The following is a 25,861-nucleotide window of genomic DNA, read 5'->3' as shown; positions in this document are numbered from 1 at the left end:
CGAGCCCAGCCAGTACGCGTCTCGGCATCACGACACCCTGCTTTTCATCGCCAGCGCTTATAGCTCATCGATCGCCCGACGCCATCCGGCTGGACGACGGTGACGGAGTTGCAAGGCGCAAGAGGATCGGCCCCGATCACTCGTGTCGCAGAAGACCGCGAAGCTCATGGTGTTCAAGCTCGTTCAGGCCGCCGCAAGGACCTGGCGACGCCTGAAGGGCGCGAACCAGTTGCCAATGGTCATCGAAGGCGTCACATTCACCGACGGTGTCGCCCAAACCGACAACGCAAACCGCGCCGCGTGATCAGGCCGCGTCACCCAGATTCAGCCGTAGCTCCTCGACCGCGATCTCCTGGTCGAAGGCGCGCAGCTGCTGCACCAACGCGCCAACCGGTAGGCGGCTCAGTAAGGTCCGTCGTCAGGTACCCGCTTTGGAGCTTGATTTCGGCGCGCCGAGCGTGAATGTTCGGTCTGCTGTTGGTCGCTGGCCCGCCCATCGTGAGTGCGACGGACCGAGGGAACCGTGAATGGCTGTCCCGTCTCGGAGGAGGCGAGGACCTGGGTGCACACGGTGCCTCTGTGGTCCTTGTCTGACACCGAGGCAACGAAGTGTTTGCCGAACGTAACCAGGCGCGCATGGACCCGGTCTTCAATTTCTCTGTACTCTTGTACAGCCACGACACGTTCGGACTTGGGCATCTGCGGCGTAGCCGCACGATAGCGCATGCGCTCGTTTCGCATTTTCCCGGCGTTCGCGTGTCGATCGTCTCTGGCTCTCCGGTGGTTGGCGCATTTCCCTTCGAGGATCGCGTCGACTACATCCAGATACCGCCAGCCAACAAACTTTACAACGGAACCTATGCCTCGGGCAGCGGCGAATTGACGTTCGAGCAGACAGTCACCGCGCGCGAGGCGGTCATCCGCGCGGCCGCCAAGCGTATCCGTCCCGACATGATCATCGTCGACAAGGAGCCCCTCGGGCTTGCCCGCGAGATGCTTTCGACCCTGAAATGGGCCAAGGCACAAGGCGCCATCACGGTGCTTGGGCTCCGCGACGTGCTCGACGCACCCGAACTCCTGCGGGAGGAATGGCAGCGCAAGCACATCGTCGAGCACCTGACCCTCTACGACGAAATCTGGATCTATGGGCCGGGCAGCTTCTACAATCCGCTCGCGGGGATCGACCTTTCTGAAGCCATCCTGTCGCAGACCCGCTACACGGGCTTCCTGCCGCGCACCACGGTCGACGAGGATGCGTCGGAGAAATACGGCCGAGACTACGTTCTGGTGACCGCCGGTGGCGGCGGCGACGGTTACGAACTCATGGCCGCCGCGCTGAGCGCCGCGCGTCAGGACCGGACTCCGGACCGCGAATTCCTGATCGTGCTCGGCCCCTTCATGACCGACTGTGAGCGGTCCGAGATCGCCGCGCGCGCGAGCAGCCTGTCTAACGTCCGCATCATCGATTTCGACGCCAATCTCGAGGCGATCGTCGCCAATGCCAGCGCCGTCGTCGGCATGTGCGGCTACAACACCTTCTGCGAGGTGATCTCCTTCGACAAGCGCGCGCTTTTCGTGCCGCGGACCGCACCGCGCCGCGAACAGACGATCCGCGCCAATCGGGCGGCCGAGTTCGGCTGGGTCGACGTCATCGACATCGAGATGGCCAAGAACCCGCGCCGGTTCCTCGCCGCCATCAATGCCGTGCTCAAGCGCCCGAAACCTTCCGCCGCAGTCGCGCGTCCCGACATGGACGGCCTCAACCGCATCTGCGCCCTGACGGAAATCCTCTTCGACCGCCGCGACGAGATCTTGGCGGCTTCGGACCTGCGCAAAGCCGCCTCCTATTGAAGCCTGCGATCGTGGGCTTTCGGACGTGATAGGCTCGGCGATCCGAAGCTCGATCTCGAGCGCCCGGCATCGCGCACCCGACTGTCGGCGGCCGACTTGGCCGATCGGCGTTCATCGTCCTTCAAGTAACGCAGATAACCCGGGACGGAGCCGACGAGCTGGAGATTGCCGCGCTTCTCGGACCTCGGCACATAGCCCTGCTTGACCAGCTGGCGGATGCGCTCCTCCGAGATCATCAGGAGCCGGGCCGCTTGCCCGACCGGGATCAGACCGGATGGCTCGGCCATGATGCCTCCGAACGTTGGGAGCGATCAGAAAACTGGCGACCACACCGAACAGCAGTATCCCCCGCGCCCCCGCCACGGAGTCCTCGGACATAAGCCAATCCTCAAGCCTGTTTTGGGCTTCGTTGCCTATGGCGGGTGTCTGGTCGAAACTGATCAGTTCACCTCGGCAGGCGCATCACGGACGCGCGCCTGTGCTTCCCTCCGCCAAGTAGCGGGGAAGTCCAGCCGCGAATGCCGCGCCAGGAAACCTCACACCAGCGGTTTCCCTGACCGGACGTGACCACGCAGGAATGCAGTTCGATGTCGGTCCCGTTCGATGGAATCTCTGCCAAGATGCTAGCCTGGGCCGTCGGCGCCGAGCGCATGTTCAAGACTCCCAGTTCTCCACGTCAGCGACGCGATAGGATGAGGCGGTAGCCGCCGGCTCAGAGATGTAACGGGAATACACCCACCCTTCGGTGCAATTCCATTCCATCCGGCACCATTCGCGCGTATAGCCGGAAACCTTGCGGCATTCGTAAACGTGAATGCCGGAGCCGTTCGCAGGAATCTTTCCCGTCACCGGCGCATCGCCATGCGGCGATGATCTGATGTTCAGCCTGTCATCCGCCGCGACGCCGGTAACGGCGAACGCTCCCTTACGGCCGGTGCATTGAGACTGCGGAACCGGCAACGCTCGGGCGATGACGGCCGCATCGGCCTCCCCTGAGCAATTGGGATCGTTATCGCAGGTCTGGTTGCGTTCAGCAGTGGTCGTTGCAAGGTGGGCCTACTGAGGGAGCGATGAGCCAATATCCACAGGCCCGGCGGGTGCCATGTCGAGCCCTTCGATAGCTATCGGGATCCGTACGTGATCATCCGTCACGCCTCGCAACTCGAGGTCGACGTAATCTCCGAGTTCCAGGGAGAAACCGGAGACGGTCCACGTCTCGCGACTCGACGCACCGCCGGCGATCAGCGAGAGGCTGGTCAATGCTCCGTCCGCAGAGCGTGTCGCGAACAGGCCATATTGCCCACAGACCGCCAGGATCTTGCCATCGCGCCAGTAACACTGATCCTTCGTGCCAAACGTGCCCGCCGAGCCGCTGACCCAGAAGCTGAACTCCACGTCGAAATGCCCGTAGAGATGACCGTCGGCCGGCAGGAAGTGAGGGTCGTGCAGCGTAGGCACCGCGTCTTCTCCACGCAGTCTGGTCGTGAAGACCACATCGAATGGTTCGGGCGCAGAAGTCGGTTCGCCGTTCCACTGCAGCGTGGCAACCGAGCCCAGGAATGGCTCGAGATCGAGCCTACCGGTGGTGGCCGTGGAGATGGGCGCCAAAGGCGGCTCGGAGCTTGGAACGAAGAAGGGAAGCATAACCTCTTCGAGCACAGCGTCGAAGTAGCGTGCGTAGTGGGAATGTCCTGTGTCGCGATATGTTTCGAAAGCGGTCAGCACTGCCTCGCGGGCTTCGACCAAAGCCGGATTGTTGAGAAACTCGACCGACGGGCCCGTTTCAGCATTGGCATGCCTGATGCCCTTCAGAAACAAGGCTCCTGCCATACGGGTATGGATGGACGCCCACTCCATCGGGGTGCTGCGGCGATCCAGCCGGCCAATGGCAAGCCGGTAGGTCTCGACCGCCTGCTCGGTCAACGACAGGCTCCTTTCGGCCGCGCCGAGGTGCAAGAGAGCGTCCGCGAGGCTGGCCGTTGCAAGCGACCATTCGAGCGAGGAACGTTGCGGAGTCATTTCAACCAGCGCGTCGCGATACAGGCGCTCCGCCTCACGAAGCTGAGCCGGATCACCTGCGAAGAAGCCAAGAATTCTGTGACCATCCGCCATAGTCAGCCGGGCCCGCGCCCATTGAAGGGGGGCAATCGCACGCAATTCGTCGTTCGCCAGGTCCTCAATCAGCGCTATCGCGCTTTCGATCTGGTCCAAAGCGCTAATGGTATCTGCACGCTGATCCTCACGCAGGCTGCGAGGAAGGAAGAAATCTCCTTCGTTCGACATCTGCCATGCCAGGCTGGCATAGAGTTCCGACGTCGCCTCATGGACGAGGGCCTGGGCCAGGTCGGTGGCGATACTCGCCAACCGGACCGAGTACCGATCGTCGGCCAGTGCAGTCCGGGCTTCCCGGAACAGCGAGGCGGCATAGCCGGCATTCTCGCGATAGGAATCCTCACCGAAAATATGATCCAACCGATAGAACTCGAAATCACTGATCGTGCTGTCGAGGTCGATGAAGGTGACGTTCTCGCCCGACCATTCCTGAAGCCCGAGCCTATAGAACTGGGTCGTCTCGAAACGGTGGGCGGAATCATCCAGTCGAGCAAGATAGGTGCGGCCGATCTCCACCTTCGCCAGGGCCAGTTCATATGGCGAACCGCTGGCCTCCCAGAACTCGGCTACGCTACGGAAGGCCCGTTCCGCTTCGAATATGCGTTCATAGCCGCTTTCCCTCTCGCCGAGCAGCAGATAGGCAACGCCAAGCGCTTGTTGAAGGTGGGCCCACTCCGGTCCCCTGGAGCCGGCTGGGTACTGGGAGATCGCCATGCGGTAGGCGTCGATCGCGTTCTCAAGCGATCCGGTGCCGTAGTCCAACCGTCCAAGGACCGTGAGCGCATCGCCGCGGACCTTGTTCGATGCCGACAGCTTCACGGAATCTCCAAGCGTCTCGGCAAGCTCCACTGCTTCCTGGACCGCATGTAGCGCTTCGTTCAACCGTTCTATGTCGCCCGTGCGATCGCCCAGGCTCACCAGCGCGTTCGCTTCGGCGATCTTGTAGCCCCATGCCGCGTCGGGGTCCCATTGACGAGCCTCACGGAAGGCGCGCGCGTAATCCGTAGCTGCACCGCGATGATCGAGCGCGAGCTCACGGGCGCCACCGCTTCGCGCAAACACCATAGCGGTTTCGATCCGCCGCTGGCGAAGGTTCTCCTCGACATCATCCAGAACGCTGCTGATCTCTTCGGCCCGCGCCTTGGCCTCGTCGTACACGCGGACAGCTGTCCTGAGCGCCCCCTCGTCCAGGGCCCGGTCCGCCAGTTCGACGAGCCGCGCGATCTCTGGATCGGAACTTTCGAGCATGTCGCGGTTGGCAAGGATCCGCCGAATTCGCTCAGCCTGGTCGCGCAGGAGGCGGTCGAACTCCTCGGCGTCTTCGGGAACCTCCTGACCCAACGTCTTCAGCATGGCGTAAAGCGCGTCGAGTGGAACGCCGTCGAGCGTTGCGACATTCTCGACCAGTCGGCGCCCCGCCGGAGGCAAGTCGGCGATGGTGAGCAGGAGTTGCCTCCGCTCCTTCAGCAGTTCGCCCTCGTCGCCCGCTTCCATCTGCGGCGATACTCCAAAGTAGAGAAGACGGCGCAGGCTTTCATTGACCCATGGCCGCTGTCGGCCGGAGGTCTTGAGATATACCTCTTCGGCGACCATACGCATCACCACGCCGAACTCGTCACCCACCATCGCACCGAAGTGGCGCAGCAGGGCAGCGGCGTAGGGACTGTTGCCGCCAGCTGCTCCATCCAGCGCGACCCGGCCTGGCTCCGCGGCGAATGATATGACAGTGCCAACGTTTTCGGTGGCAGACATCATCGTGGTCGAAAGCGGCCTCGCGCCGCGCGTCGCGTTGAGCCCGCCGGCTCCGATCGCAACCGGTTCCGCCCCCGGATCCAGACGTATCACCGCGCCGGGAGGAAAGGGATTGTCGCGGCAGGCGTCGAGCATCACGATGGCAACCGGCACCACCGTTTGAAGCCGCTCGATGAAGGCCGAGACCGGAACAAGGGTCTCACTTGCCGCTTCGAGCGCGGACTGGTTCGCGTTGACGGGAACGAGGAAATTCTCGCCACCCGCCTCGATGCCATGGCCCGCATAGTAGACGACAGCGACGTCCGCACCTTCTGCATCTTCAAGAAAGATGCCGAGATCTCGGTTGAGGCGGCGGGCATCACGGTCGGAAACGATGGTGGTCTCGAATCCGAGATCGTCCAGAAGGGCCTCGACGGCGCGGGCGTCGTTAACCGGGTTGGCGAGCGGCGGCAGATGCTCGTACTGTCCATTTCCGATCACGAGTGCGACGCCCTTCAGCGGTTGCGCGTCCTGGGCGAAGGACTGGGTGATAACAATGAACACAGTCAGAATGCCCGCCATGCTGACCTTCGCGTGACGGACTCCGAATACATTCATCAAACGATTCCACATGCCCAGCATTCCCCAATGTAACCCGATCGCAGGTTATCGTGATGCATGGCGATATCAAGGCGACGCCTTTCGGTCTTCGTCTGGATCAACCGTCACAGTCGACCGACACAAGTTTCAGGCATTGGTGAATGACGGTAGTCAATCGGACCTACTTCCGCTTCAAGAGTGCATGTGGAGGCATCCTTCGGCGGCGAGTGCTCAGCACGGTGCATTCTTGCGGTTCTCCGCAGCCGGGCCGCCTGCCCGACCGGGATCAGACCGGATGGCTCGGCCATGAAGCCTCCGAACGCTGAAAGGAATCAGCAAACCCATGATCCGATGCACTTATCGCCTTGGCTTCCAGCCGAAACAGAGCCTGTATGCGATCAGGCGGCGAGCACATAAAGCAGCGCCTCCGCATCCGGCCCGCAGAGCGACGGGCTCGACCTCGTAGGAGGGCCCGCATCCCGCGCGCCCGACTACGGAGACGACGATGACCAAGCTTTCCGACACTCAGGCCCTGATCCTGAGCGCTGCCGCGCAGCGCGACAACCGCATTGCTTTGCCTCTCCCCGACAGCCTGCGTGGCGGCGCCGCCGCCAAGGTGGTCGGCGCCATGATCGCCAAGGGCCTCCTCGAAGAGGTTCCCGCCGACGTCCGCAAGGGCGAGCCCGTCTGGCGCGAGAGCGACGATGGCCACGACATCACGCTGGTCGCGACCGACGCAGGGCTTGCCGCCATCGGCGTCGAGCCGGAGGACGCCGACACCGGGCCAGAGGGCGCCACGGGCGCGCAGAACGAGGTGTCCCCGCCCGATACCGCCACTGCGGCCGATCCCGCGCCCAAGGCGCGCACGATGCGCCAGGGCACCAAGCAGGAAGCCGTTATCGCAATGCTACGAGCACCGCAGGGCGCCACCATCGACGAGATCGCCGTAGCAACCAACTGGGCGTCACACACGATCAGGGGCTTTCTCTCCGGAGCGCTGAAGAAGAAGCTTGGGCTTGAGGTTACCTCGGAGAAGGTAGAGGGACGCGGTCGGACGTATCACTTGCCGCCCGCCTAACACGACCCGACACGTGAACGATCCTTGGAGCCGCCGTCCTTCAGGGGCGGCGGTCGCTCATCCGGCGCTCCGCACCCAGGCCACCCCGCATCTGCATCAAGCAGCATCCTGCTCGGCCGCTTTCCCGTCGCCGGCATCGTCGCCAACCCGCTCGCGCGAAACCTCGTCGAAGCTCCGGCCGTCGCCATCCAGGATCGCCGCCTTGCCCGAGAACGCCTGCCAGCGATTGATGATCACGTCGCAGAAAGTCTCGGACAGTTCCAGCCCATAGACGCGGCGGCCGGTCTTCTCGCCGGCGATGTGCTGTGAGCCGGAGCCCGAGAACGGCTCGTAGCAGATCTCGCCCGGCACCGTGTGCAGCTCCATCGGCAGCGTGAATACCTTGATCGGTTTCGATGTCGGGTGCTCCCGGGTCTCGATCTCGCTCGAGGGAATGCTCCAGACCGTGGTCGGCCAGTTCTCGAAACCCTCGCGGTTGATATGCGGCTTGTGGCCCGAGCGCCAGCCAAACAGGCAGGGTTCGTGCGCCCACAGCATGATCGAACGCGTCAGCACCGGCCGGCTCTTGGCCCAGATGATCTGCTGGTGATGCAGCACGTCGAACTTCGTCCAGCACGCCTCCAGCATCGCCTGGCGGCGCGAGGCATGCCAGCAATACCAGGCCGCATCCTCCGCGATGGCGCAGTCGATGGCCACCTGCATGAAGGCCTCGTAGAACTGCGGCCCCTGGGAGGAGTCGTCCCAGTGCTTCTGCTCGATGTACTCCTCGGACCAATTCTTGTTGGCGATCTTCCGGGCCCGCGCCGAGGCGTTTTTCTTCGTGGGATGGTTGGTGCCGTCGTAGTCGACGAGATAGGGCGGATCGGTCGCAAACAGCGCCGCGCGTTCGCCGTTCATCAGACGCGTGACGTCGTCGGAGCTGGTGGAGTCGCCGCACAGCAGGCGGTGGTTGCCGAGGATCCACAGATCGCCACGGCGCGTCACCGCCCTGGCAGGCGCCTCGGGAACATCGTTCTCGTCGGTCAGACCCTCGCTCGGCACGTCGGCTAGGAGCTGCGACAGCTGGTCGGAGTCAAAGCCGGTCAGGTCGAGATCGAAGCCATCGAGCTTCAGGTCACCGAATTCGAGCTTCAGCAGTTCATCGTCCCATTCGGCGTTTTCGTGGGAGCGATTGTCCATCAGCCGGTAGGCGCGGGCCTGTGCTGGCGTCAGGCCTTCCGCGACATGGACCGGCACCGTCGCAAGCCCGAGCGCCTTGGCGGCTTCAAGCCTGGTGTGACCGACGATCACCACCATCTTCTCGTCAACGACGATGGGCTGGCGAAATCCGAACTCGGCGATCGAGGCCTTCACCGCATCGATCGCCGCGGTGTTGTTGCGGGGATTGCGCGCATAGGGGATCAGCCGCTCGACCGGCATGTTGGTGACGATCATGGAGGCTCTCCGAGAAGTCCAGCTGAAGCAACGACGAGTGGGTTAAGCCGGCTCGAAATCAAAACGGACGGGCGCGGAAACGCGGTCGGCGAACACGCGGTTGAAACCCACGAAATCGGGGGTCGGCTTCAATGATTTCAATGCGATGCACCCACTGAAATCAAAATGAACTGGCAAAATGCGGAAGTGCGCGTTCTACCCTTTCAAAACCCGGTTCGTTGGGGTCGACATCAATGATTTCAGTGTGTTAGACCCCCTGAAATCAAAACAAAACGGAAAAATCAAACGGGAAAAAACACGCGAAAACCGGGCAGCGGCGACAGCGCAGTATAAACAAGTATTATGGGGCTCCTATACCCCCCCTGCCTAGTATTTCTTTCTCGCGTGTTCATTCTTAACAATCTCACTATTCCGATTGCGTCTTACGACGTCGGAGACAATAGTTAACTAGTCTTCGTCTCTACTCGCCATTCGCCTACCGACGCGATCCAATACGATGACCGCCAAGCATCAGCCCGATCAGACGCCGCGCCTCCGCGTCGATCGCCGGTAGCTGATCGTGCCAAACCGCGACGGCTTCGTCACGCAGCATCTCGCTCGGCACCGCAGGTCCCCACAGCCTTTCGATCGGCAGTCGTGCCTTGCCCACGCGCTTGAACGCCTCGTTGCCGTAGCCTTTGACCAGGAAGGCGGAGCGGTAGGTCTGTGCCCTGCCCCAGATCTTGGCACGGACACCGTAGGAGAACTGCCGTGGCTTGAACACTGACAGCGGCAGATGCCGGCCTGTGCCTGTGATCCTCGTCTCCAGGCGATTGCGACGGGCGCTGTCGAAGCGCATCGCGGCGGTGACCACAGGGCGTGGGATGGAGGTCTGCTTGACCAGCGCACGTCGGTGCGCGGTGTAGGCCTTGCGGCCTTCCTTGTTCAGCGCCATCGAGAAGGCACGACGGGCTTCGCCATCACCAAGATGATGGCAGGCGGCTTCGAAACGGATGCGGTTGGCGTCAGCGGCGAGGACGACGAGGTGCAACGCGGATCCTGAAACACAAACGCCAGGAGAGGTAATCTCCGAGCGGAATTCCAAGCTTCCAATATCGGAACTTTTAGCCGCACGGCATGTGATCGTCAAGCCTTTTTGCGATACATATCAACATGATAAGTTCTTCGTGCTCTAGCGAAACGCTGCGTAGCGCTGTCCTGTGGGAAAGCATCATCTGAGGCGGAATACACGTACCAGGGCATTCAACGCGACGCGTAGATTGCCAATGTCGTCGTCCGTGTGCCGCACGTCCTCGTCGGCGCAAATCACCCGGTAGACCCAGAACGAGGGCCGGCGTCCGGGTGACAGCCGATGTTCACGATCGCAGTCGTCGAGTGCGGCGGTGGCCTCGGACAGCCGAGGCCTCGAGTGATTGTGCGGTGCGGCTCGACACGCGTGTTGCCAAAGCACAACACTGGGAAACAAATCATCTCTTGGGTCGCGATTGCCTAATTGCGTCGCCGGCGCGAGATGGTTAACAGCAATGGTTATCAACCAATTTAGAGCCTGTTGCAGAATCGGCGTCTCGGCGGTCGGAACCTCGCTACTATCGCCGTCCCTCAGTTGACGGGGCTTTGAGCGGCATGATTTTCTGAGCGCCAGCAGCCGTTGAGGGATTCGCCATGGCCCATTTCTTCCGCGAACCGGATCGTCGCCAACGCTTCCTGCTCCCGGTCGACATGATGGACTGGTTGCCCGAGGGCGACATCGTCCACGTCATTGTGGATGCCGTCGGGCTCATGGACCTCAGCGACTTCGAGGCGACCTGCAAGGTCGGTCGCGCGGGCCAGCCGCCTTTCGCGCCAGCGATGCTGCTGGCGCTGTTGATCTACGCTTACAGCCACGGTGTGCGGTCGAGCCGGGCGGTCGAGCGGCTGTGCCGGCGCGATGCCGGCTACCGGTTCATCGTCGGCGACGACGTTCCCGACCACTCCGTCATTGCACGCTTTCGCCAGCGCCATGCCAAGCGGATGAAGGGCGTCTTCCTCCAGGTTCTGGAGCTGTGCCGGGAGGCCGGCCTGATCCGGCTCGGGCTGGTTGCGCTGGACGGCACCAAGGTGAAAGCCAACGCGTCACTGGACGCCAACCGCACGGCCAGCACGATCGGGGAGCAGATCGACCGGGTGTTGGCGGAGGCCGAGGCGACGGATGCCCGCGAGGACCGTCAGTTCGGCCCCGAGGCCAGTGGTCCGGCCATGCCTGGCGATCTGAAGCGGCGCGGAGAGCGTCTGGCTCGACTGAAGGCCTGCCAGGAGAAGCTCCAGGCACAGGCTGCCGCTGCGGCCAGCCGCCAGGAAAAGAAGATCGCGGCACGGGAGGCCGAGGAGAAGGCCACCGGCAGGCGCAAGCGCGGACGCAAGCCGAAGGAACCCGACCCGAGTGTCGATCCGGACACGGTGGCCAACACCACGGATCCGGAGAGCGGCATCCTGAAGACGCGGCGCGGCTGGGTGCAGGGCTACAACGCCCAGGCGGTGGTGACGACCGGGCAGATCATCCTGGCCGCTGACGTCACCACCGAGGCCAACGATGTCCGTCAACTCACCGGCATGCTCGACCAGGCACAGGCCAATGTCGAAGCAGTAGCGGGCGAGGAAGCTGTTCTCGGTGCGGCGGTTGCGGATGCCGGGTACTGGTCGGAGGCGAATGCCGCCAGCCAGACCGAGGAATGCGAACTGTTCATTGCAACGCAGAAAGACCACAAGCAGCGAGCTGCCTTGCGGGAGGCTCCACCGCCGCGGGGGCGGATGCCGAAGTCCATGACGGCGCGGGAGCGCATGGACCGCAAGCTGCGGACCAAGCGCGGCCGCGCGCTCTACCGTCAACGGGGAGCCAGCGTCGAGCCGGTGTTCGGACAGATGAAGGATCGCCAGGATGCCGGTCGCTTCAGCATGCGCGGGCTTGAGCTCTGCCGCGGCGAGTGGCAGCTCCAGGCCGCCGTTCACAACCTTCGAAAACTGCACCGGGAGTCCGTCCGCCGAACAGAAAACGCGGGGTAGAACTGCAAAAACGGCCAGGACAGGTCGCAATGAGCGGCTGAAACCCGGCTCCCTACGCCGTCATGGCGCGCTGGAGCGCCACGGATCCTAAGACGCACCCATTGGGCGACAGGCTCTTTAGGAGTTTATTATCCATGAAGCATTCCTTGTCAGTCTTGGCACTGCTGGCCAGCGCCAGTGTCGCGGTCGCCGCCGACGCAATCGTTCCCGAGTCCTTCATCGAACCCGTTGTCGAAAGTCGCATCAAGGGCGCCTTCGAGATCGGCGGCAATGCGCTGGGGTTCTCCAATGAAGAAGATGGGGACCCCGAGGTATCCGATACACTGTGGGGCGGCTATGCTTCCGGTTTTGTCAACGTCGATGTCTCTCAGAGCTTGATTTGGAGTTCAGATCTGCAGTTCGAACTGCTGCATCTGGCTGAAGACGAGGACTGGGACGAAAATGCACCGAACCTGTTGGCCGTGGCCGGCTCGAGCCTGAACGTCCGCGTCGGTGGCGGCACAATCGGAGCTTTTGGAAGCTTCGGAACGACCAGCCAGTATGACGAAGCTGATGATCAAAACTTCGGCTGGACCGGGGGCGTCCTGCTGACGCACGCCTTGACGGCCGACACCACGCTGACGGGCCATGCCGGCTGGGCCGACATTCGCGTCGACGAGGATGACGAGGGCTTCACCGGGTACTTCGTAGGCGGCAGCGTGATCCACGGCTTCAGTGACCGCGTCGCGGTGGCGTTGTCGGGCGGCTATGGCTACGCCGAAGACGGCTTCGACGACGGCGATGAGTGGGGTCGCTTCTGGAACATCGGAGCCAAGGGTGCGGCCAGGGTGTCGTCCGAGCTTCCGATCTTCGCGACCGGGTCCTACGAGTACCGCGACTACGAGAACGGAAACGACGACCGTGGTACCGAGCATGCCTTCCGCATCGGCTTGTCGGTGGCGCTCGGCGGCGCCGGCACGGCCAAGGACACTTTCAACGTCTTCCAGACGCCGACCATGCCCTATCGCGCCGCCGGCTGGGCAGAAGCTCTCGATTGACGCCTTCCGGACGATCTGTTTTTCACAAGGGGCCGAAAGGCCCCTTGTTCATTCCGAGGGAACGTCTGAAGAGGCGGAGGCAGTCTGTCAGCCCTCCTCATCCCGAAGTTGCGCCGGAGCGCATCGGAAGCTGGAGGATATCTTAACCCGCCACCTTCCAGGTGGCGGGTTTTTTCGTTCATAAGCGACCCCGACGCATCAGATCCTGAACACCCGCACCAGCGCGTTGAGGCCGACCCGCAGGTTGGCGATGTCGTCGTTCGACCAGGACAGCGTATCCTCATCGGTGCAGACCACGCGGTGAACGAGGTGGCTCGGACCCCGGCCAGGATCGAAGCGGTTTGTGCGATCGCATTCGGTGAGCGCCGTCGCGGCCTCGCGGAATCGTCTGCGCAGCCGTTCGATCTGGTCGAGCGTTGGCTCACTCGGGCTCAGGCCCATGATGCCTTCCTCGATCAGGCGACCCGCGATCGAGCGCGGGGTGGGAGCCGGCAAACCCATGACGGCATGATGACGCTGGTAGAGCTCGCCGAAGACCCGGCCAGCCTCGTGCTGGTCATTGCTGATCAGCTTCGTGAAGGCCAGCCGGCCGAGTGTTGAACCAAGCCGCTGGTCCCTCGCTCGTTTGATCGACACGCCGTAGTGGCGGCGGCGGGCATCGAGCGCGACCGCCATCGCCTCGCGTTCGGTCTCGGCTCGTTCCAGCTTGCCACAGGGATAGCGCGTGCCGGTCTTGCGTTTGCGTCCTCGTGCCATCACCGGCTCTCCTTCGGCTCGGGGCGCTTGCCGTACAGCTTGTCGCCGAGTTGCTTGACCAGTTCCCGCTCTGGCCATGTGAGGCGCGGGTCGGCTGGGCTGACGACCAGCAGGCCCTGCTTGCGCCAGCCTTCGCCCTTGACCTGTTCGGGATCGCGGCGTTCGCCGCCATATCCTCTGGGGAGCCAGTTCATCGCGTGACCTCCTGGAGGACGGCGGCATAGCCGGCCACGTCGAGGATCGAGTCCTCATGCGCCGGATCGTGCGCCAGGCGGGCGAGCTTTAGGTCGATCAGGCAGAGCACGACCTGGGCGGCCGACACGGGCGCGCCGAGCGTCACCGACCAGCGGGCAGCGATCGCCGCCATGGACGACGCCGGATCGCCATAGGCGACGCGCCGGTCCGACACGATGCGGGCCGCCTCGCTGAGCAGAGCTTGCGCGTTCATCACGACATGCCTCCCCTGGTCTCGATGGCCCAGAGCAGGATGGCGATGGCGTCAGCCTCGTTGTCGTCGGCAGGCTGGAAACCACGATCACGGACGGCGGCAATGACCGCCGCCTTGTCGGCGTTGCCCTTGCCGGCGATGAACCGCTTGATGGTACCGATCGGCACGCCCTGGTAAGCGATGCCGTGGTGCTCGCACCATACTGCGACAATTGCCAGCCAACCTCCGTAAAGATGCGAGGCGTCCGTTCCAGCATGCCGGCAAACCTGCTCGTAGATCAGCTGATCGAAGCCGCCGGCGAGGCTATGGACTTCGTCCAGCCAGGCACGGAAGCGCAGAAAGCGCATGCCGCCGCCCTGCCACCGATTGTTCTTGAAATCGACGGTGCCGCTCGTGACCATCCCATCGCGGCCGAGAAGCGCCCAACCAGTCCGAGTTCCAAGGTCCAGTGAAAGAATGCTCATTGCACATGCCCCCAGGTGGACTTGGCAAGAATCCTGAAGGCCGATCGCTTGTGCAGCCCGTAGCCTTCCGCGATCACGGGTCGCGGAATTCCCGTGGCCTTCATCCCCCGAATGGCAAGAACGTCGATTTCACTGATGCGGGTCGCCGGGTTTCTCGAACCGATCAAGGCGGTGCCATGCGCGTGGCAATCGCCGAGATTCTCGGTTTGCGTTGCCCACCGCAGATTGGCGGACGCGTTGTTGATCCGACTGCCGTCATTGTGCGCGACGAGATGGCGTGCGGACGGCTGGCGGCCGTGAAATGCGGTTGCAACGAGACGATGAATGTCGATGCGCTTCGAGCGAGAGCGCTCGGAAAGACAGACCGAGAGGTACCCCGTTTTCTTGTTGAGCAGGGGGCGAAGCTCGCGGCCCGCCACTGCACCCGAGGATCGATGAACCCTACGGATGCGGCCATCGGATGATGCTTCATATGCCGGCCAGTCCGGGACTGACCGCCATTCGACGGTTTCAGCCTTTGCGCAATGGTCGCGCAATGCACAACCGTTGGCGGTGCCCAGATCGAGGGCGAGGATGCCTGATGCGGCACGGCGCCCCGGTTCGGGGCGGATGTCCTGCGCGAGGATCGTTGTGTTCATGGTGAAGGCTCACAAGCTGTGGGCCTTCGGCTTTGGTCATGGGTAGGGAATCATGTCGGCGGCCGTGGTTCAAGAGAAATCGCCCTGGCTGCTGCCTGGTCCCACTTGCTCATGCCAGGTCCCACCTTGCTCGGAAGTGGGACCACCAAAAACATCAACAAAAACAATGCTGGTCCCACTGGTCCCACTTGGTCCCACCTTTTTCCTTACGTCGTATGAGGAAGAACGAAAAACGGCAGGGACATACCCTTTCTCTATAGGAAGAAAGGAATGTGGTGATCCAAGTGGGACCAGTGGGACCAGCATTGATTTCAAACGGTTTTTCCTGGTCCCACTTCGCTGCCAAGGTGGGACCAATCTCGAAGTGGGACCTACCCTGAACGTAAAAAGGGCACCCTTTCGGATACCCTTTGCCCTTCGATCAGCGGTGGTTGCCGTCAGCCGTTTCCATCCGGCCTGCGATATCGCCATTCACGAGCCGCGCCGTTGCGGTTGCGATAGCGCTCCCAATCCCGCGACTTCAGCCAGGCGCCGACCCGCATCTGATCGCCCTTGGTCCACTTCGCTGGCTCGATCCCGAGCGCGCCCTCGAGGATTTCGCCGACCGACACGTCGCGGATCGGCGCGGCGCGCTCGAACTCCTCGTCCCGCCAGTCCTCGTAGCCGCCATGGCCTCGATTGACACTGCGGATGTCGTGGGTCAGCCAGCGGTCGATGCGTGCATCCCAGGCGTCGGTCTCGCATTCGATCAGTTCCGGCGCAACCTCGGGAAAGCCTCGGTGCAGCCGTTCGATCTGGTCGAGCGTCGGCTCGGTCGGGCTCAAGCCCATGATGCCTTCCTCGATCAGGCGGCCGGCAATCGAGCGCGTGCGTGATACTGCATGCCCTCACAGCGAAAGACCGGCTGATTTTCCATCGCACGCGACGGTGGTGTCGGTTTGGATTTTTCCGGATTGCGAGACAGGGAAAGTCTGTTGATTGGGGATCAATCCCGGCTATAAGCGGCGCCGGTTCCTATGTAGCCGGTGCGAGAATGGGCAGGTATCGAGATCATCGTCAGTCGCGAAGCCGCGGCCATTATGGTTATGAGGGCGGTGTAGATTCGGAGCCTAGCTTTTTTCAGCGGCGGACTGCCCCTGTGTGGCAGACCGCGCCTGCCGAGACGCCGGTCAGCGCGGCCGAGGACGCCGAGCTGCTCTGGTTCAACGCCGGTCGATGCTTCGGCTTCGTGAAGCTGAGTGACGGCTCGAGTGCGTATCTTCACGGCTCACGTCTGCAGGCCGCCGGATACAGCGATCTGTCTGAAGGTTCGCGCCTGACGGTCAGGACGGAAATCGGCCTCAAGGGTCCGCAGGTCGCCGAGGTCGTCTCGGTCACCATGGGCGGCGGACCGGTTGCAGGACATGCCATCCGTGCTGGTTCTGAACCTCCTGTTCGGGCGGATCCCGAAGGCCCGGAGCACAGCGGTGTCGTAAAGCGTTACGACCCGATCAAGGGCTTTGGATTCATCAGTACCGACAACGGCGACGTGTTTGTCCACGCAACCGCATTGACGCGCAGCGGGATTTCCACGCTAGCCGCTGATCAGGGCGTACTCGTCAGGCTTGGCCCAGGGCGAAAGGGTGTCGAAGTCCGATCCATCCGGCTGGGCTAGTCGGACGGGCCAGGCGCGTCGGTCACAGCGTTTTCGACCCGCCGGATCTCGCAGCTGGCGAGTGGTCCGATGCGGTTGGTGAGCCAGGCCTCCGGATCGGGAATGCGGGCCAGATCGACGAGCGCGATCCGCGCGCGGTGGCCAGCGCCGATCGGGCGGTAGGTCACCTCCACAGAGGATGGGGACATTCTGCTATTATAGAAGCTCCTATAATAGCAGTTTGTCCCCTTCCTCTGGCCGTCCTTCTTGGCAGCCTCGCGCGTCGGCCAGAGATCTGGAAAACACGTCGCCATGTCGGCGGCGTTGTTCAGCACGATGCCCGACAGCGCCATCAGATCGCGTCGGGTCGGCCGCAGTTCCGACCATGACACGAGCGCATCCACCGTCACCGGCAGGACGACGTCGGTCAGGAGGTCGATCTCCAGCACCGTGTCGGCGGTCCGGTTGACGCCGCGCCCGCGGCCGATCGCCTGGATCAGTTCGCCCTCGCAGATGCTCCAGCGCACGGCCTCGGCAATCGGATCGACATGGGCTTCCATGGCGAGCGGCGCGGTTCGTTCGTCTGCGAGGCGAAGACGGCGGTCGGCCATCGGATACCACCAGCCTGCCTCTTCCGGGTTCGGCGCCGGCACGCGGCCGGTCAACGCGATCGTGATGAGCTCGACCGTGCGTGGTGCAGGCAGCGTGCGACCCAGCACGATCATGCCACCGACTTGCCCCCAACGGTCGAGCCCGCTCAGCGCGTTGAAGTGAACCGCCTCGACACGTGGCGGCAACCCTGCGGCCCGCAGCGCATCGACCGCGCTCTTCTGGCCGATGACGAGGAGATCCACCGCGGCACCAGGGCGATGACACTGCCGCGCGCGCAGCGCAATCCAGGCGCTGAGATCGCGCAACCGGGTCGCGGCCGCCTTGCGGTCCCGATCCGACGCGTCGGCTCCCGGCGTCAGCCCGCGGGCCGAGGTCGGGCTGCCGGTGACCTGCCTGATCCGCACATGCGGCTGGCACGCAGCCACCGGCGCGCCGATGCCGATCATCGGCAGGTAGGTCTGGACGAGTTCAGGCCGGAGCGTGGCGTCAAGATGCAGGATCGGCACCTGGATGGCCCAGCCGGCGCGCATGCGGCTGCGCCAGCGCAGGCGAAGCGCGCGGACCGAACCGGCTTCGGTCATCTCGTGGCCGAGTTCGGCGCCGGCAGCGTCATGACCTGTCTCCAGTGCTTCGGCAAGGATCAGCCAGAGCGTCACGCAACGTCCGGGCGGCGCCCATGGCTCTCCCGCTGGCGACATGCCCGGCAACAGCCCGGCATCGCGCATCCGGCGACGTTCGAGCGTAGCCGCCTTGCGACAATCCTCGGGCGTGAGGCCGACGGCTTCCAGCAAGCCTGCCCGCAGCTGACCGGGTTCGGTGACCTGCAGCGCCTTGAAGAGCCGATCGCGGGCTGCCACCAGCTTGGCGGTCGCCTCCGGGTCGATCTTGCCCTGCGACGTGTAGCAGACGAGCGAGGCGCGTCCCGGCTCGAGCCCGTCCTGGGTCAACGTGGCCTTGCCGTCGAGACCGCGCAGGCCCGATTGCCAGAAGGCCTCGTCGATCACGAGCAGGCCAACCGTGCCAATGGCCTCGGGCTTCATGTGGAAGAGGCTGTCGTGGGCGCAGACGATCACGTCGGCTACCTGCGCAAGCGGCTTCTGCCGCTGGTAACCGCAGGCATGGTAGTAGGCGCACAGGAGAAACTCGCTGCCGCGCCTGGCCATGCAGCAGCTCTGTTCGACCGGGTGTTCGATCTCGAGGGCATCGAAGGTCGCTTCCGTGTCGAGACACATCTGCTGCTCGGGCTTCTCAGGGGTGGGATCGCGAGCCGTTCGGCCCTTCCAGAGCATGGCGCGAAGGCCAAGGGCCTGGAAGGCGGCGACCTGTTCGGCTCCGAGATCATGGCGCGGCACGGCGTAGACGACCTTGCGGCCGCCAAGCCCGCCTGAGGCGATGAGGGCGGCGATGGCGGCCCGCGCGCTCGAGGTCTTGCCGAGACCCACATCGACCGGCAGGCCAAGCAGCGGCGGAACGACGGCGCACGCCACGATGTTGAAATCCAGAGGACTGCGGTCCTCCGCGGCATCCTTTGCCGCCTCGATCGCAGCCTCGACGGCGGCCCAGTGCCGCGGCACCTCGGCCATGAAGGTGTTGATGGCGTCGGCCAGGCTGGCACGGGCTTCTTCGGGCGTGAGCACGGGTGCCGGATAGGTCGGTGGCAGCGGAGGGATTCGCACCGCACCCGCCACGAGGGCAGCGACTGCTTCCTTTCCCTCGGTGCGAAAAAGATCGTTGGCATCGCCCGGAATGACCGGAATGGCGATACGGGCGTCGACGGCCAGTGCAGCCTTGTGCGCGGCCTCGACGCCGGGGTTGGTGTCGCGATCGGGCTTCGCGTCGTTGTCGGCGATCAGCACCAGATCGGCATGCGGGAAGCACGCCCGCAGCGCCTCTGCGACCGGCAGCAGGTTGCCGGCATCCATCGCGGCGATGACGCTGTGTCCGGTGGCAATGGCGAGGCTCGCGCCAGTGGCCCAGCCTTCGCAGATCAGGACGGGTCCGGTGGGCTCCGCAAGCGGCGCAGACCCGGCCCCCACCACGGCGAAATGCCCGCGCTTGGCGCCACCCGCGAGATAGCGCTTGGCGCCGTCGGGTGCGATGGTCTCGATGCTGTGAAGCTTGCCGGCGGCATCCTGCAATGGAACGACGAGCTGGCCGCGAGCATCCATGCGCAGGGCAAGCGGCGCGACCTGCCTGGCGACGAGATAGGGATGGTCTTTCGGCGCAGGGTGCGCAGCGTTCCAGATCCGGGCGGCGCGATCGGCAGCGCCTTCTGCCCTTATCGCTGCAAGGTCGACGCCCTCATCCGCGACCGCCGTCTCCTGCTCCTCATCTCGCGGTGCGGAGGCTTGGCTCGGTGGAGTGGCGGGGAAACTTGCCGGCGTCGGGCGTTGCCCAACGGGCCGGTCGCGTGATCCATACCCCATCCGGTCGGCGGTCCAGTCGAGGGCTGCATCACGCGGGCGGCCAAGGGCGCGACCGACCAGATCGACGAACCAGCCGCCTTGCCCCGCCTCGTGGTCGAACCACATGCCCGCCTTTGCACCGCCGATCACGACGGACAGGCTACCCTTGCGGCCCCAGCGCCATTCCTGGCCGGCGCGAAATCTCGGCTTGCCCAGAAGCTCGACCGCAAGCTCCGGCACCCGCGCGCGCAGGTCAGCGTCGAAGGCCTGCCAGTCCCGCCCGCTCATCGCCGCCACCACGGGACGTGCGCGATCGCGCCGAGCGACCCGGAGGCCGAGGCGACGATGCGCAGGGGGTGACGGAGGCGGGCGGACACGGGCGTTCGGAACCGGGTTGAGGGCGTCGTTGCCCCCGGTTCTGCCGCGTTCCGGGCAGGCCTCGCGACGTCGGAACCGGTCCACCCAGCCGCACGCCGGGTCGCCGGAAAGGGTGGAACCCTTCCGGCAAGTAGCTGTGATCACTTCAGAAAAAGGGTGGAGCCCAAGGACCGAAATGGCCGGCTCCACACGCCGCCGGGAGCTGGTGACCGGCAGTGGGCGGACCCCACCCCGCCACGAATGGGGTGAACGGTTCCACCCTGCCGATGCGCCGTGGCGAGGTGGGTGGACCCCTCGGGTCTGCGCGAAAGTCGCGGCCGGCCGTGGTCACAGGTGCTTCGTTGCCGGCGGCAACGGTCCACTGGTTGCCGCGACTGCTCGTAACCGCAGCGATCTCGCCCCGCCTCCACCACGCGTCTGCGCCGCAATGGAGTCCTCGGCCAGCCCGACCTTGGCGAAGGCGACACTTTCTTTGGCTGAAGCCCTGCCCCCAAAGTGACTGGGTGCTTGTTCCAGCCAAAAACATGCTCGGGACGAAGCACCCGTCAGGCCGGCTCTCGCTCAAATCATTCGGCGCGGTCTTTGACCGTCCCAGCAGGGTTCCATGCAAAACCCCGCGCGACTTCGATCTTCAACCCCGCTCCCGCTTCGGCTATCAAGACCGTGCCGGCGCTGATCGCCGGCGGTAACATCCGCGGGAGGTTCCGATGAACAGGCCTTGGGGAAACGCCAGCGGTCTGGTCGAATGGTCCCGCCGCGATCCGTGGCGGGAACGGATGGGCGAGATGGTCGAAAGACATATCCGCCGCGCCTGCGATCTGAACGACATCGATATCTACGATCTTCCAAACGTGATCGGCGACGCTGCCTTGGCGGCGATGGACTGCGCCTTCGAGGATTGCTGCACGGTGACCTGGGAGGACGGCAGCAACCTTGCCAGCGACTATCTCAGGCGGCGTGGCTGGAAGGAGAGCGCAATCAACCGCGCCTACATCGAAGCGCTCCGTCATTCGGTCGTCAGCCTCCATGAGGTGAGCGACGTACGGCCCGGTGAGAGTTTCCTTGCCCGCGATCTGGTTCGTGGTGGCGAACCCGTCCGGGTAGCCGATCAGACGGCGACGAAGACGCTGGTGTCCTGGGACGTCATCGCCGCACGCATCGTCACCATACGCGGCGTGGTCCAGATGAGCAGCGCGGTTCTCCATGTCGAGCGGGTCCTCGCGGACGAAATGCTGGCGTTGCTAAAACGAACGCGAAGTCGCGCACCGAATGTCGCTGAAAGCTTCGCCACGGCCGCCAATCCCGCCCTGCGAGCCCGGCTGGAGGCCGAACTCCTCAGTGACGAGAGCCTCCTGTCAGCCGCGGCGCCAGCGATCACGACGCTCTGGCTGAACGACGCGATCCGTCGCTGCCTGGCGCCTTTGCCCGAGTTGGTCAACACCGACGGCGAGCCGCTCGAGTTGATGACGCTTCACTTCAGGCTTTTGCCGAAGGTCGCCGCGTCTGATATCGCTCAGGCGTTGGCCGGTATCCCAAACCTGCGGCGCGACGACGACGACGCGCACTGGACATGGTTCGCGCCTGAAAAACCCGCGTCGAAGCCGCGGAAACGACGAGGCAAGGCCGATCCCGATACGGGTCGGACAATCCATGGAAACCTGACGCTGACCGCAACCACGCTCGAGGTGTTTGTAAATTCCGAAGCCCGAGCAAAGCGCATCCGCGGCCAGCTCAAGACCGCGCTCGCCGGGCTCGTTCGCGAACCTTTGACCGAGCGGGTCACGCCCGAACAGGCCATGGCCAGCCGGCGCGGTGGATCGTCCTCCCCGGCAGCAGGTCTTTCCGACGACATGAGCCCGGCGGATGTTCGCGAGGCGGTTCATCAGGTTCTGGACCGACACTATCGGAAAAGCCTCAACGAGCCAGTACCCATGCTGGGAGGCAAGACGCCCCGGCAGGCGGTACGCAGCGCAAAGGGACGGCTTGCGGTGGCGAACTGGATCAAGGGTCTCGAGCAGGCGAGTGCGCGCAGCCCCGACGACGACCCGATGCACGGCTATGACTTCAACTGGATGTGGACGGAACTCGGGATCGCCGACCTGAGATCATGACGATGGACGGAGCCCCGGCTATCGACCGATTCATCCCACTTTCGGCAGATCCGGCCCCTACACCCGCTTCGCGCCGCCGCGCTGCGCCGACGGCAACCGGATCAGCGTCGCCATGGCGTCGGCCAAGTTCTGCGACACCGGCTCGCCCTCGACCTGCTGTTGGAGGAACCAGTCCGACAGGTTCTCCTTCTTGCTCTGATGGTCTTTCGTCATGCCGAACCTGGCAATCGCTGCCTGCATCAGCTCGAGATAGGGCGTGGTGTAGACGGCATCGGAAGAGGCGGGTAGGTTGCGATCCACCTCCGGTATGTGATCCGACCAGATCGCCTTCACCATGAAGCGCGGCATCCGGATATCGATGAACTCCCAGTCGCGCGCTGTGAGTTTACCCATCAGATACCGGCCCTCGCGCCACTTTTCGGGCCGAATGCTGGTGTGATAGCCCGAGTGCAGCCCGAAGCCGCTGCTGGCGCCAAAGCCCCAGCCATTGGGTCGCTCCTCCGTGTAGCGACCTTGCGCTATCATATCGCCGTCGCGCAGTGCGACCAGCAGTTCGGTCTCGCCCTGCGCCTTCCAGGCGATTTTCGGATCCTGCGGAAGGTCCCAGGGCTGATATGCCGGTTCGCGCTTCGGCAGCAACTTCGCCGCTTCAATTCCCCGCGCTACCGTCACCTTCTGAATATGCGCGAGCGCCTCATCGAAGCTCCATTGCGTGCGATCGAGCGTCTTCAACGACATCGGCGGCCTCATGGGTCGGGGTTGGGATAGATCGAACATAATGTGAACATCGAATCTACTCAAGGCATTCCGGTAGCGAAGGGTGGAACGGTTCCACCCATCCCGCCTGACATGGGGTGACCGGTTCCGAGGTCGCGACGCGCGGCGCGATGCGCCATCGATTGCCCATGATGTTCGATCCCGATCCCATCCGTCGTCCAAATGCTCTCGCTCCATCGGCAATGACCCCCACCGAGCGCCGCACTGAGCTCTGCCGCCTGCTCGCGCTCGGACTGGTGCAGCTGCATGGGCGGATGCGGGAACGCCGTGAACTTTCTTCCGGTGCGCGAGAAAGTTGCCTACACTTCCCGCCCGACCAATGCCGTCATGCAACTCCAACGCACCGGAGACCTGCATGACGACGCATGACCCCATCCCCGCCCGCCTGGCCGCGCTGAAGGCCATGTCCGTCAACGAGCTGAAGGCCGAGTGGCAGGTGCTCTTTGGCGCTGCTGCCCCCAACAACAGCCGATCCTATCTGGAGGGGCGGCTGGCTTATCGCATCCAGGAACTGACCCACGGCGGCCTCGACCGCGAGACGCGTCGCATGCTGGATCTGCTGGCCGACGAGGTGGACGGTGTCCTGAATCGCAAGAGCCAGATCGCCGATCCGCGCAATCCGGTGGCTGGCACCAGGCTGGTCCGCGAATGGTCCGGGGTGGAGCACACGATCACCGTCTTGCGCAACGGGTTCGAATGGCAGGGGCGCCCCTACAAGTCGCTGTCGGCGATCGCCAAGGCCATCACCGGCACACACTGGAATGGGTACCGCTTCTTCGGGCTTCGCGAGCGCAAGCGAGGTGAACGCTGATGGACGCGATGTCGAAACCGCCGCCCCGCCGGCTGCGCTGCGCCGTCTACGCCCGCAAATCCTCCGAGGAGGGGCTGGAACAGGAGTTCAATTCGCTTCATGCCCAGCGCGAGGCTTGCGAGGCCTACATTGCCAGCCAGCGCTCCGAAGGTTGGGTGCTGGTGCGCGATCAGTATGACGATGGCGGCATCTCCGGCGGCACTCTGGAGCGCCCCGCGCTGAGGCAGCTTCTGGCCGACATCGAGGACGGGTTGATCGACGTGGTGGTCGTTTACAAGATCGATCGCCTGTCGCGCTCGCTGATGGATTTCTCCAAGCTGGTCGAGGTGTTCGACCGCAACGGCGTCACCTTCGTCTCGGTCACCCAGTCCTTCAACACCACCACCTCGATGGGACGGCTGACGCTGAACATCCTCCTGTCCTTTGCCCAGTTCGAACGCGAGGTCACGGCCGAGCGCATCCGCGACAAGGTCAAGGCCTCACGGATGAAGGGCATGTGGATGGGCGGCTATGTGCCGCTCGGCTACGATGTCCGGGACCGCAAGCTCGTCGTGAACGCTGAGGAAGCCGCCACCGTCCGCACGGTGTTCGAACGCTTCGTCGAAATCGGATCCGCGACAGTGCTGGCGCGGGACCTCCGGCGCGATGGCGTCCGGTCAAAGCAGGGCACCCTGATCGACAAGGGCTACCTCTACCGGCTGCTCAACAACCGCGTTTATCGCGGTGAGGCCATCCACAAGGGCACCGCCTATCCGGGTGAGCACGAGGCCATCATCGAGGAACGCCTCTGGGATCAGGTCCATGCCATTCTGGGGGAAAGCCCGCGCAAGCGCGTCAACAACAGTCGAGCGCTGACGCCTGCCCTGCTGAAGGGGCTGATCTTCACCACCACGGGTGTGGCGATGACGCCGTCCTGCACCAACAAGGGCGCACGGCGCTATCGGTACTATGTCTCGATGGACGTCATCAAGAACCGCGACACGGGCGAGGAGAATGTTCCCCGCCGGCTGGCCGCCGACATGGTCGAGAGCGCCGTCATCACCGAAATCCGCCGCGTCCTGCGCGCGCCGGAGACCGCGGCGCCGGTGCTCGCGACACTCGCCCGCGACGGGCATGGCGACATCGCCGAGGCGGACGCCATCAAAGCCCTGCAGACCTTCCACGATCTCTGGGCACAGCTGTTTCCCGCGGAGCAGGCTCGCATCGTCCAGTTGCTCGTCCGACGCGTCACCGTGGGTGCCGACGGCCTCGTGATCGACCTGCGCACCGACGGCATCGCCGGCGTTATGCGGGACCTGATGACCCCGCGCGTATTGGAGGCGGCTGAATGATGAAAACCAGCGACAGCATCCAGATCTTCGTGCCCCTAAAGCTGCGCAAGAAGAACGGGCGGCCGAAAATCCTGCCGCCCGCTGGCTACCTGCCCAGCGAGGACCAGACGCAGGACCCGCACATCCTGCGCGCCATCGGCCAGGCCTGGAGCTGGCGGCGGCGGATGGAGGCTGGCGAGTTCGGCACGGTGCGCGACCTCGCCATCGCCCTCAAACTGTCCGAACGGCAGGTCAGTCGGCAGATGCGGCTTGCCTGGCTCGCCCCCGCCGTTCTCAGACGCCTCGTCTACCGCCGCGAAACCTCTGCCGTGACGCTGCTCGAACTGGCCAACATCGCCTGGCTGGCCTGGGACGACCAGGAAAGCGCCGTATTCAACGCGGCGCCAGCCGAATCCTGAACCGGCGGTGCGGGGGTGGAGGCGGCTTGTCCCAACAAAATGGTTACCCGTGTTAATGTTTTGTTTACCATACTGATGTAACCGAGGTCTGCAGCCGTTCCCCCATCCGGTTGTAATGCACCAGACCCGCCGGCTCCCCTCGCCCCCTATAGAAGCCGGCGGGTTTATCCCGATGGATCGCGACGAGGAGTGCATGGGGCAAGGCGACGACGCTTCC

At 64.1% G+C, this 25,861-nt stretch carries 23 protein-coding genes and 1 pseudogene; 10 read left to right on the top strand and 14 right to left on the bottom strand.

What is annotated here, in order from left to right; translation table 11 throughout:
* Positions 1-142: 142 nt before the first annotated feature.
* Positions 143-304 (top strand): annotated as a pseudogene (locus N1F91_RS03375) (IS256 family transposase); the annotation flags it as partial.
* Positions 305-609: 305 nt separating this feature from the next.
* Complete coding sequence (locus tag N1F91_RS03370) at positions 610-1,851, top strand: glycosyltransferase (protein ID WP_289990322.1); 1,242 nt, start codon at positions 610-612, stop codon at positions 1,849-1,851.
* Here the strand turns inward: N1F91_RS03370 and N1F91_RS03365 are convergent.
* From N1F91_RS03365 to N1F91_RS03360, 4 genes are all read right to left on the bottom strand, one after another.
* Positions 1,845-2,138, bottom strand: a complete 294-nt coding sequence (locus tag N1F91_RS03365) for a hypothetical protein (RefSeq protein WP_289990321.1) — start codon at positions 2,136-2,138, stop codon at positions 1,845-1,847. The genes N1F91_RS03370 and N1F91_RS03365 overlap by 7 nt on opposite strands.
* 158 nt (positions 2,139-2,296) lie before the next feature.
* Entirely contained in the window at positions 2,297-2,503 is a 207-nt protein-coding gene (locus N1F91_RS31100; RefSeq protein ID WP_354670520.1) for a hypothetical protein, read from the bottom strand.
* Positions 2,504-2,505: 2 nt separating this feature from the next.
* Positions 2,506-2,811 (bottom strand): SH3 domain-containing protein, encoded by a 306-nt coding sequence (locus N1F91_RS31095; protein ID WP_354670517.1) that lies wholly within the window; start codon positions 2,809-2,811, stop codon positions 2,506-2,508.
* 96 nt (positions 2,812-2,907) lie between these two features.
* Entirely contained in the window at positions 2,908-6,276 is a 3,369-nt protein-coding gene (locus N1F91_RS03360; protein WP_289990320.1) for a caspase family protein, read from the bottom strand.
* A gap of 523 nt (positions 6,277-6,799) precedes the next feature.
* Here N1F91_RS03360 and N1F91_RS03355 point away from each other — a divergent pair.
* A complete protein-coding gene (locus tag N1F91_RS03355) occupies positions 6,800-7,372 on the top strand; it encodes a DUF3489 domain-containing protein (protein WP_289990319.1) in 573 nt (190 codons plus the stop codon).
* A gap of 96 nt (positions 7,373-7,468) precedes the next feature.
* Here N1F91_RS03355 and N1F91_RS03350 read toward each other — a convergent pair whose 3' ends face one another.
* Together N1F91_RS03350 and N1F91_RS03345 are read right to left on the bottom strand one after the other, a co-directional pair.
* On the bottom strand, positions 7,469-8,806 hold the full coding sequence (locus tag N1F91_RS03350) for a ParB N-terminal domain-containing protein (RefSeq protein ID WP_289990318.1): 1,338 nt from the start codon (positions 8,804-8,806) through the stop codon (positions 7,469-7,471).
* 475 nt (positions 8,807-9,281) lie between these two features.
* On the bottom strand, positions 9,282-9,836 hold the full coding sequence (locus N1F91_RS03345; RefSeq protein WP_289990317.1) for a hypothetical protein: 555 nt from the start codon (positions 9,834-9,836) through the stop codon (positions 9,282-9,284).
* Positions 9,837-10,468: 632 nt separating this feature from the next.
* Between N1F91_RS03345 and N1F91_RS03340 the strand changes: the two genes are divergently transcribed.
* Both N1F91_RS03340 and N1F91_RS03335 read left to right on the top strand, forming a co-directional pair.
* Positions 10,469-11,845 carry an IS1182 family transposase gene (locus N1F91_RS03340; RefSeq protein ID WP_289990316.1) on the top strand — a complete coding sequence of 459 codons (1,377 nt, stop codon included), beginning with the start codon at positions 10,469-10,471 and terminating at the stop codon, positions 11,843-11,845.
* Positions 11,846-11,979: 134 nt separating this feature from the next.
* Positions 11,980-12,882 (top strand): hypothetical protein, encoded by a 903-nt coding sequence (locus N1F91_RS03335; RefSeq protein WP_289990315.1) that lies wholly within the window; start codon positions 11,980-11,982, stop codon positions 12,880-12,882.
* A gap of 198 nt (positions 12,883-13,080) precedes the next feature.
* Here N1F91_RS03335 and N1F91_RS03330 read toward each other — a convergent pair whose 3' ends face one another.
* The 6 genes from N1F91_RS03330 to N1F91_RS03305 all read right to left on the bottom strand — a co-directional run bounded on the left by N1F91_RS03330 (position 13,081) and on the right by N1F91_RS03305 (position 16,018).
* Entirely contained in the window at positions 13,081-13,638 is a 558-nt protein-coding gene (locus N1F91_RS03330; protein WP_289990314.1) for a hypothetical protein, read from the bottom strand.
* On the bottom strand, positions 13,638-13,832 hold the full coding sequence (locus tag N1F91_RS03325) for a hypothetical protein (RefSeq protein ID WP_289990313.1): 195 nt from the start codon (positions 13,830-13,832) through the stop codon (positions 13,638-13,640). Before N1F91_RS03325 ends, N1F91_RS03330 begins: the two co-directional genes overlap by 1 nt.
* Complete coding sequence (locus N1F91_RS03320; RefSeq protein WP_289990310.1) at positions 13,829-14,086, bottom strand: DUF6378 domain-containing protein; 258 nt, start codon at positions 14,084-14,086, stop codon at positions 13,829-13,831. The genes N1F91_RS03325 and N1F91_RS03320 overlap by 4 nt, the downstream gene beginning before the upstream one ends.
* On the bottom strand, positions 14,086-14,550 hold the full coding sequence (locus N1F91_RS03315) for a hypothetical protein (protein ID WP_289990309.1): 465 nt from the start codon (positions 14,548-14,550) through the stop codon (positions 14,086-14,088). Before N1F91_RS03315 ends, N1F91_RS03320 begins: the two co-directional genes overlap by 1 nt.
* Positions 14,547-15,188: an NUMOD4 domain-containing protein gene (locus N1F91_RS03310; protein WP_289990307.1), complete on the bottom strand. Its 642-nt coding sequence runs from the start codon at positions 15,186-15,188 to the stop codon at positions 14,547-14,549. Before N1F91_RS03310 ends, N1F91_RS03315 begins: the two co-directional genes overlap by 4 nt.
* 437 nt (positions 15,189-15,625) lie before the next feature.
* Entirely contained in the window at positions 15,626-16,018 is a 393-nt protein-coding gene (locus N1F91_RS03305) for a hypothetical protein (protein ID WP_289990305.1), read from the bottom strand.
* 308 nt (positions 16,019-16,326) lie between these two features.
* Between N1F91_RS03305 and N1F91_RS03300 the strand changes: the two genes are divergently transcribed.
* Positions 16,327-16,842, top strand: a complete 516-nt coding sequence (locus N1F91_RS03300) for a cold shock domain-containing protein (RefSeq protein WP_289990303.1) — start codon at positions 16,327-16,329, stop codon at positions 16,840-16,842.
* Here the strand turns inward: N1F91_RS03300 and N1F91_RS03295 are convergent.
* Positions 16,839-20,126 carry a toprim domain-containing protein gene (locus N1F91_RS03295; RefSeq protein ID WP_289990301.1) on the bottom strand — a complete coding sequence of 1,096 codons (3,288 nt, stop codon included), beginning with the start codon at positions 20,124-20,126 and terminating at the stop codon, positions 16,839-16,841. The genes N1F91_RS03300 and N1F91_RS03295 overlap by 4 nt on opposite strands.
* 797 nt (positions 20,127-20,923) lie before the next feature.
* Between N1F91_RS03295 and N1F91_RS03290 the strand changes: the two genes are divergently transcribed.
* Positions 20,924-22,327 (top strand): hypothetical protein, encoded by a 1,404-nt coding sequence (locus N1F91_RS03290; protein WP_289990298.1) that lies wholly within the window; start codon positions 20,924-20,926, stop codon positions 22,325-22,327.
* 57 nt (positions 22,328-22,384) lie between these two features.
* Here the strand turns inward: N1F91_RS03290 and N1F91_RS03285 are convergent, their stop codons facing one another.
* On the bottom strand, positions 22,385-23,065 hold the full coding sequence (locus N1F91_RS03285; RefSeq protein ID WP_289990297.1) for a hypothetical protein: 681 nt from the start codon (positions 23,063-23,065) through the stop codon (positions 22,385-22,387).
* A 394-nt stretch (positions 23,066-23,459) separates the two neighbouring features.
* Here N1F91_RS03285 and N1F91_RS03280 point away from each other — a divergent pair, with 394 nt between their 5' ends.
* The 3 genes from N1F91_RS03280 to N1F91_RS03270 are packed head-to-tail and all read left to right on the top strand — an operon-like array spanning position 23,460 to position 25,644.
* The gene (locus tag N1F91_RS03280; protein WP_289990295.1) at positions 23,460-23,915 is read left to right on the top strand and encodes a DUF2924 domain-containing protein; all 456 of its coding nucleotides are present in this window, start codon (positions 23,460-23,462) and stop codon (positions 23,913-23,915) included.
* A complete protein-coding gene (locus N1F91_RS03275; protein WP_354670516.1) occupies positions 23,915-25,246 on the top strand; it encodes a recombinase family protein in 1,332 nt (443 codons plus the stop codon). The genes N1F91_RS03280 and N1F91_RS03275 overlap by 1 nt, the downstream gene beginning before the upstream one ends.
* On the top strand, positions 25,243-25,644 hold the full coding sequence (locus N1F91_RS03270) for a hypothetical protein (protein ID WP_289990293.1): 402 nt from the start codon (positions 25,243-25,245) through the stop codon (positions 25,642-25,644). The genes N1F91_RS03275 and N1F91_RS03270 overlap by 4 nt, the downstream gene beginning before the upstream one ends.
* Positions 25,645-25,861: the final 217 nt, after the last annotated feature.

This window comes from Aquibium sp. ELW1220 (assembly GCF_030398385.1).
Taxonomy (GTDB): Bacteria; Pseudomonadota; Alphaproteobacteria; order Rhizobiales; family Rhizobiaceae; genus Aquibium.
The sequence above is the reverse complement of the archived record's forward strand: the minus strand, read 5'-3'. Positions and strand labels throughout refer to the sequence as shown.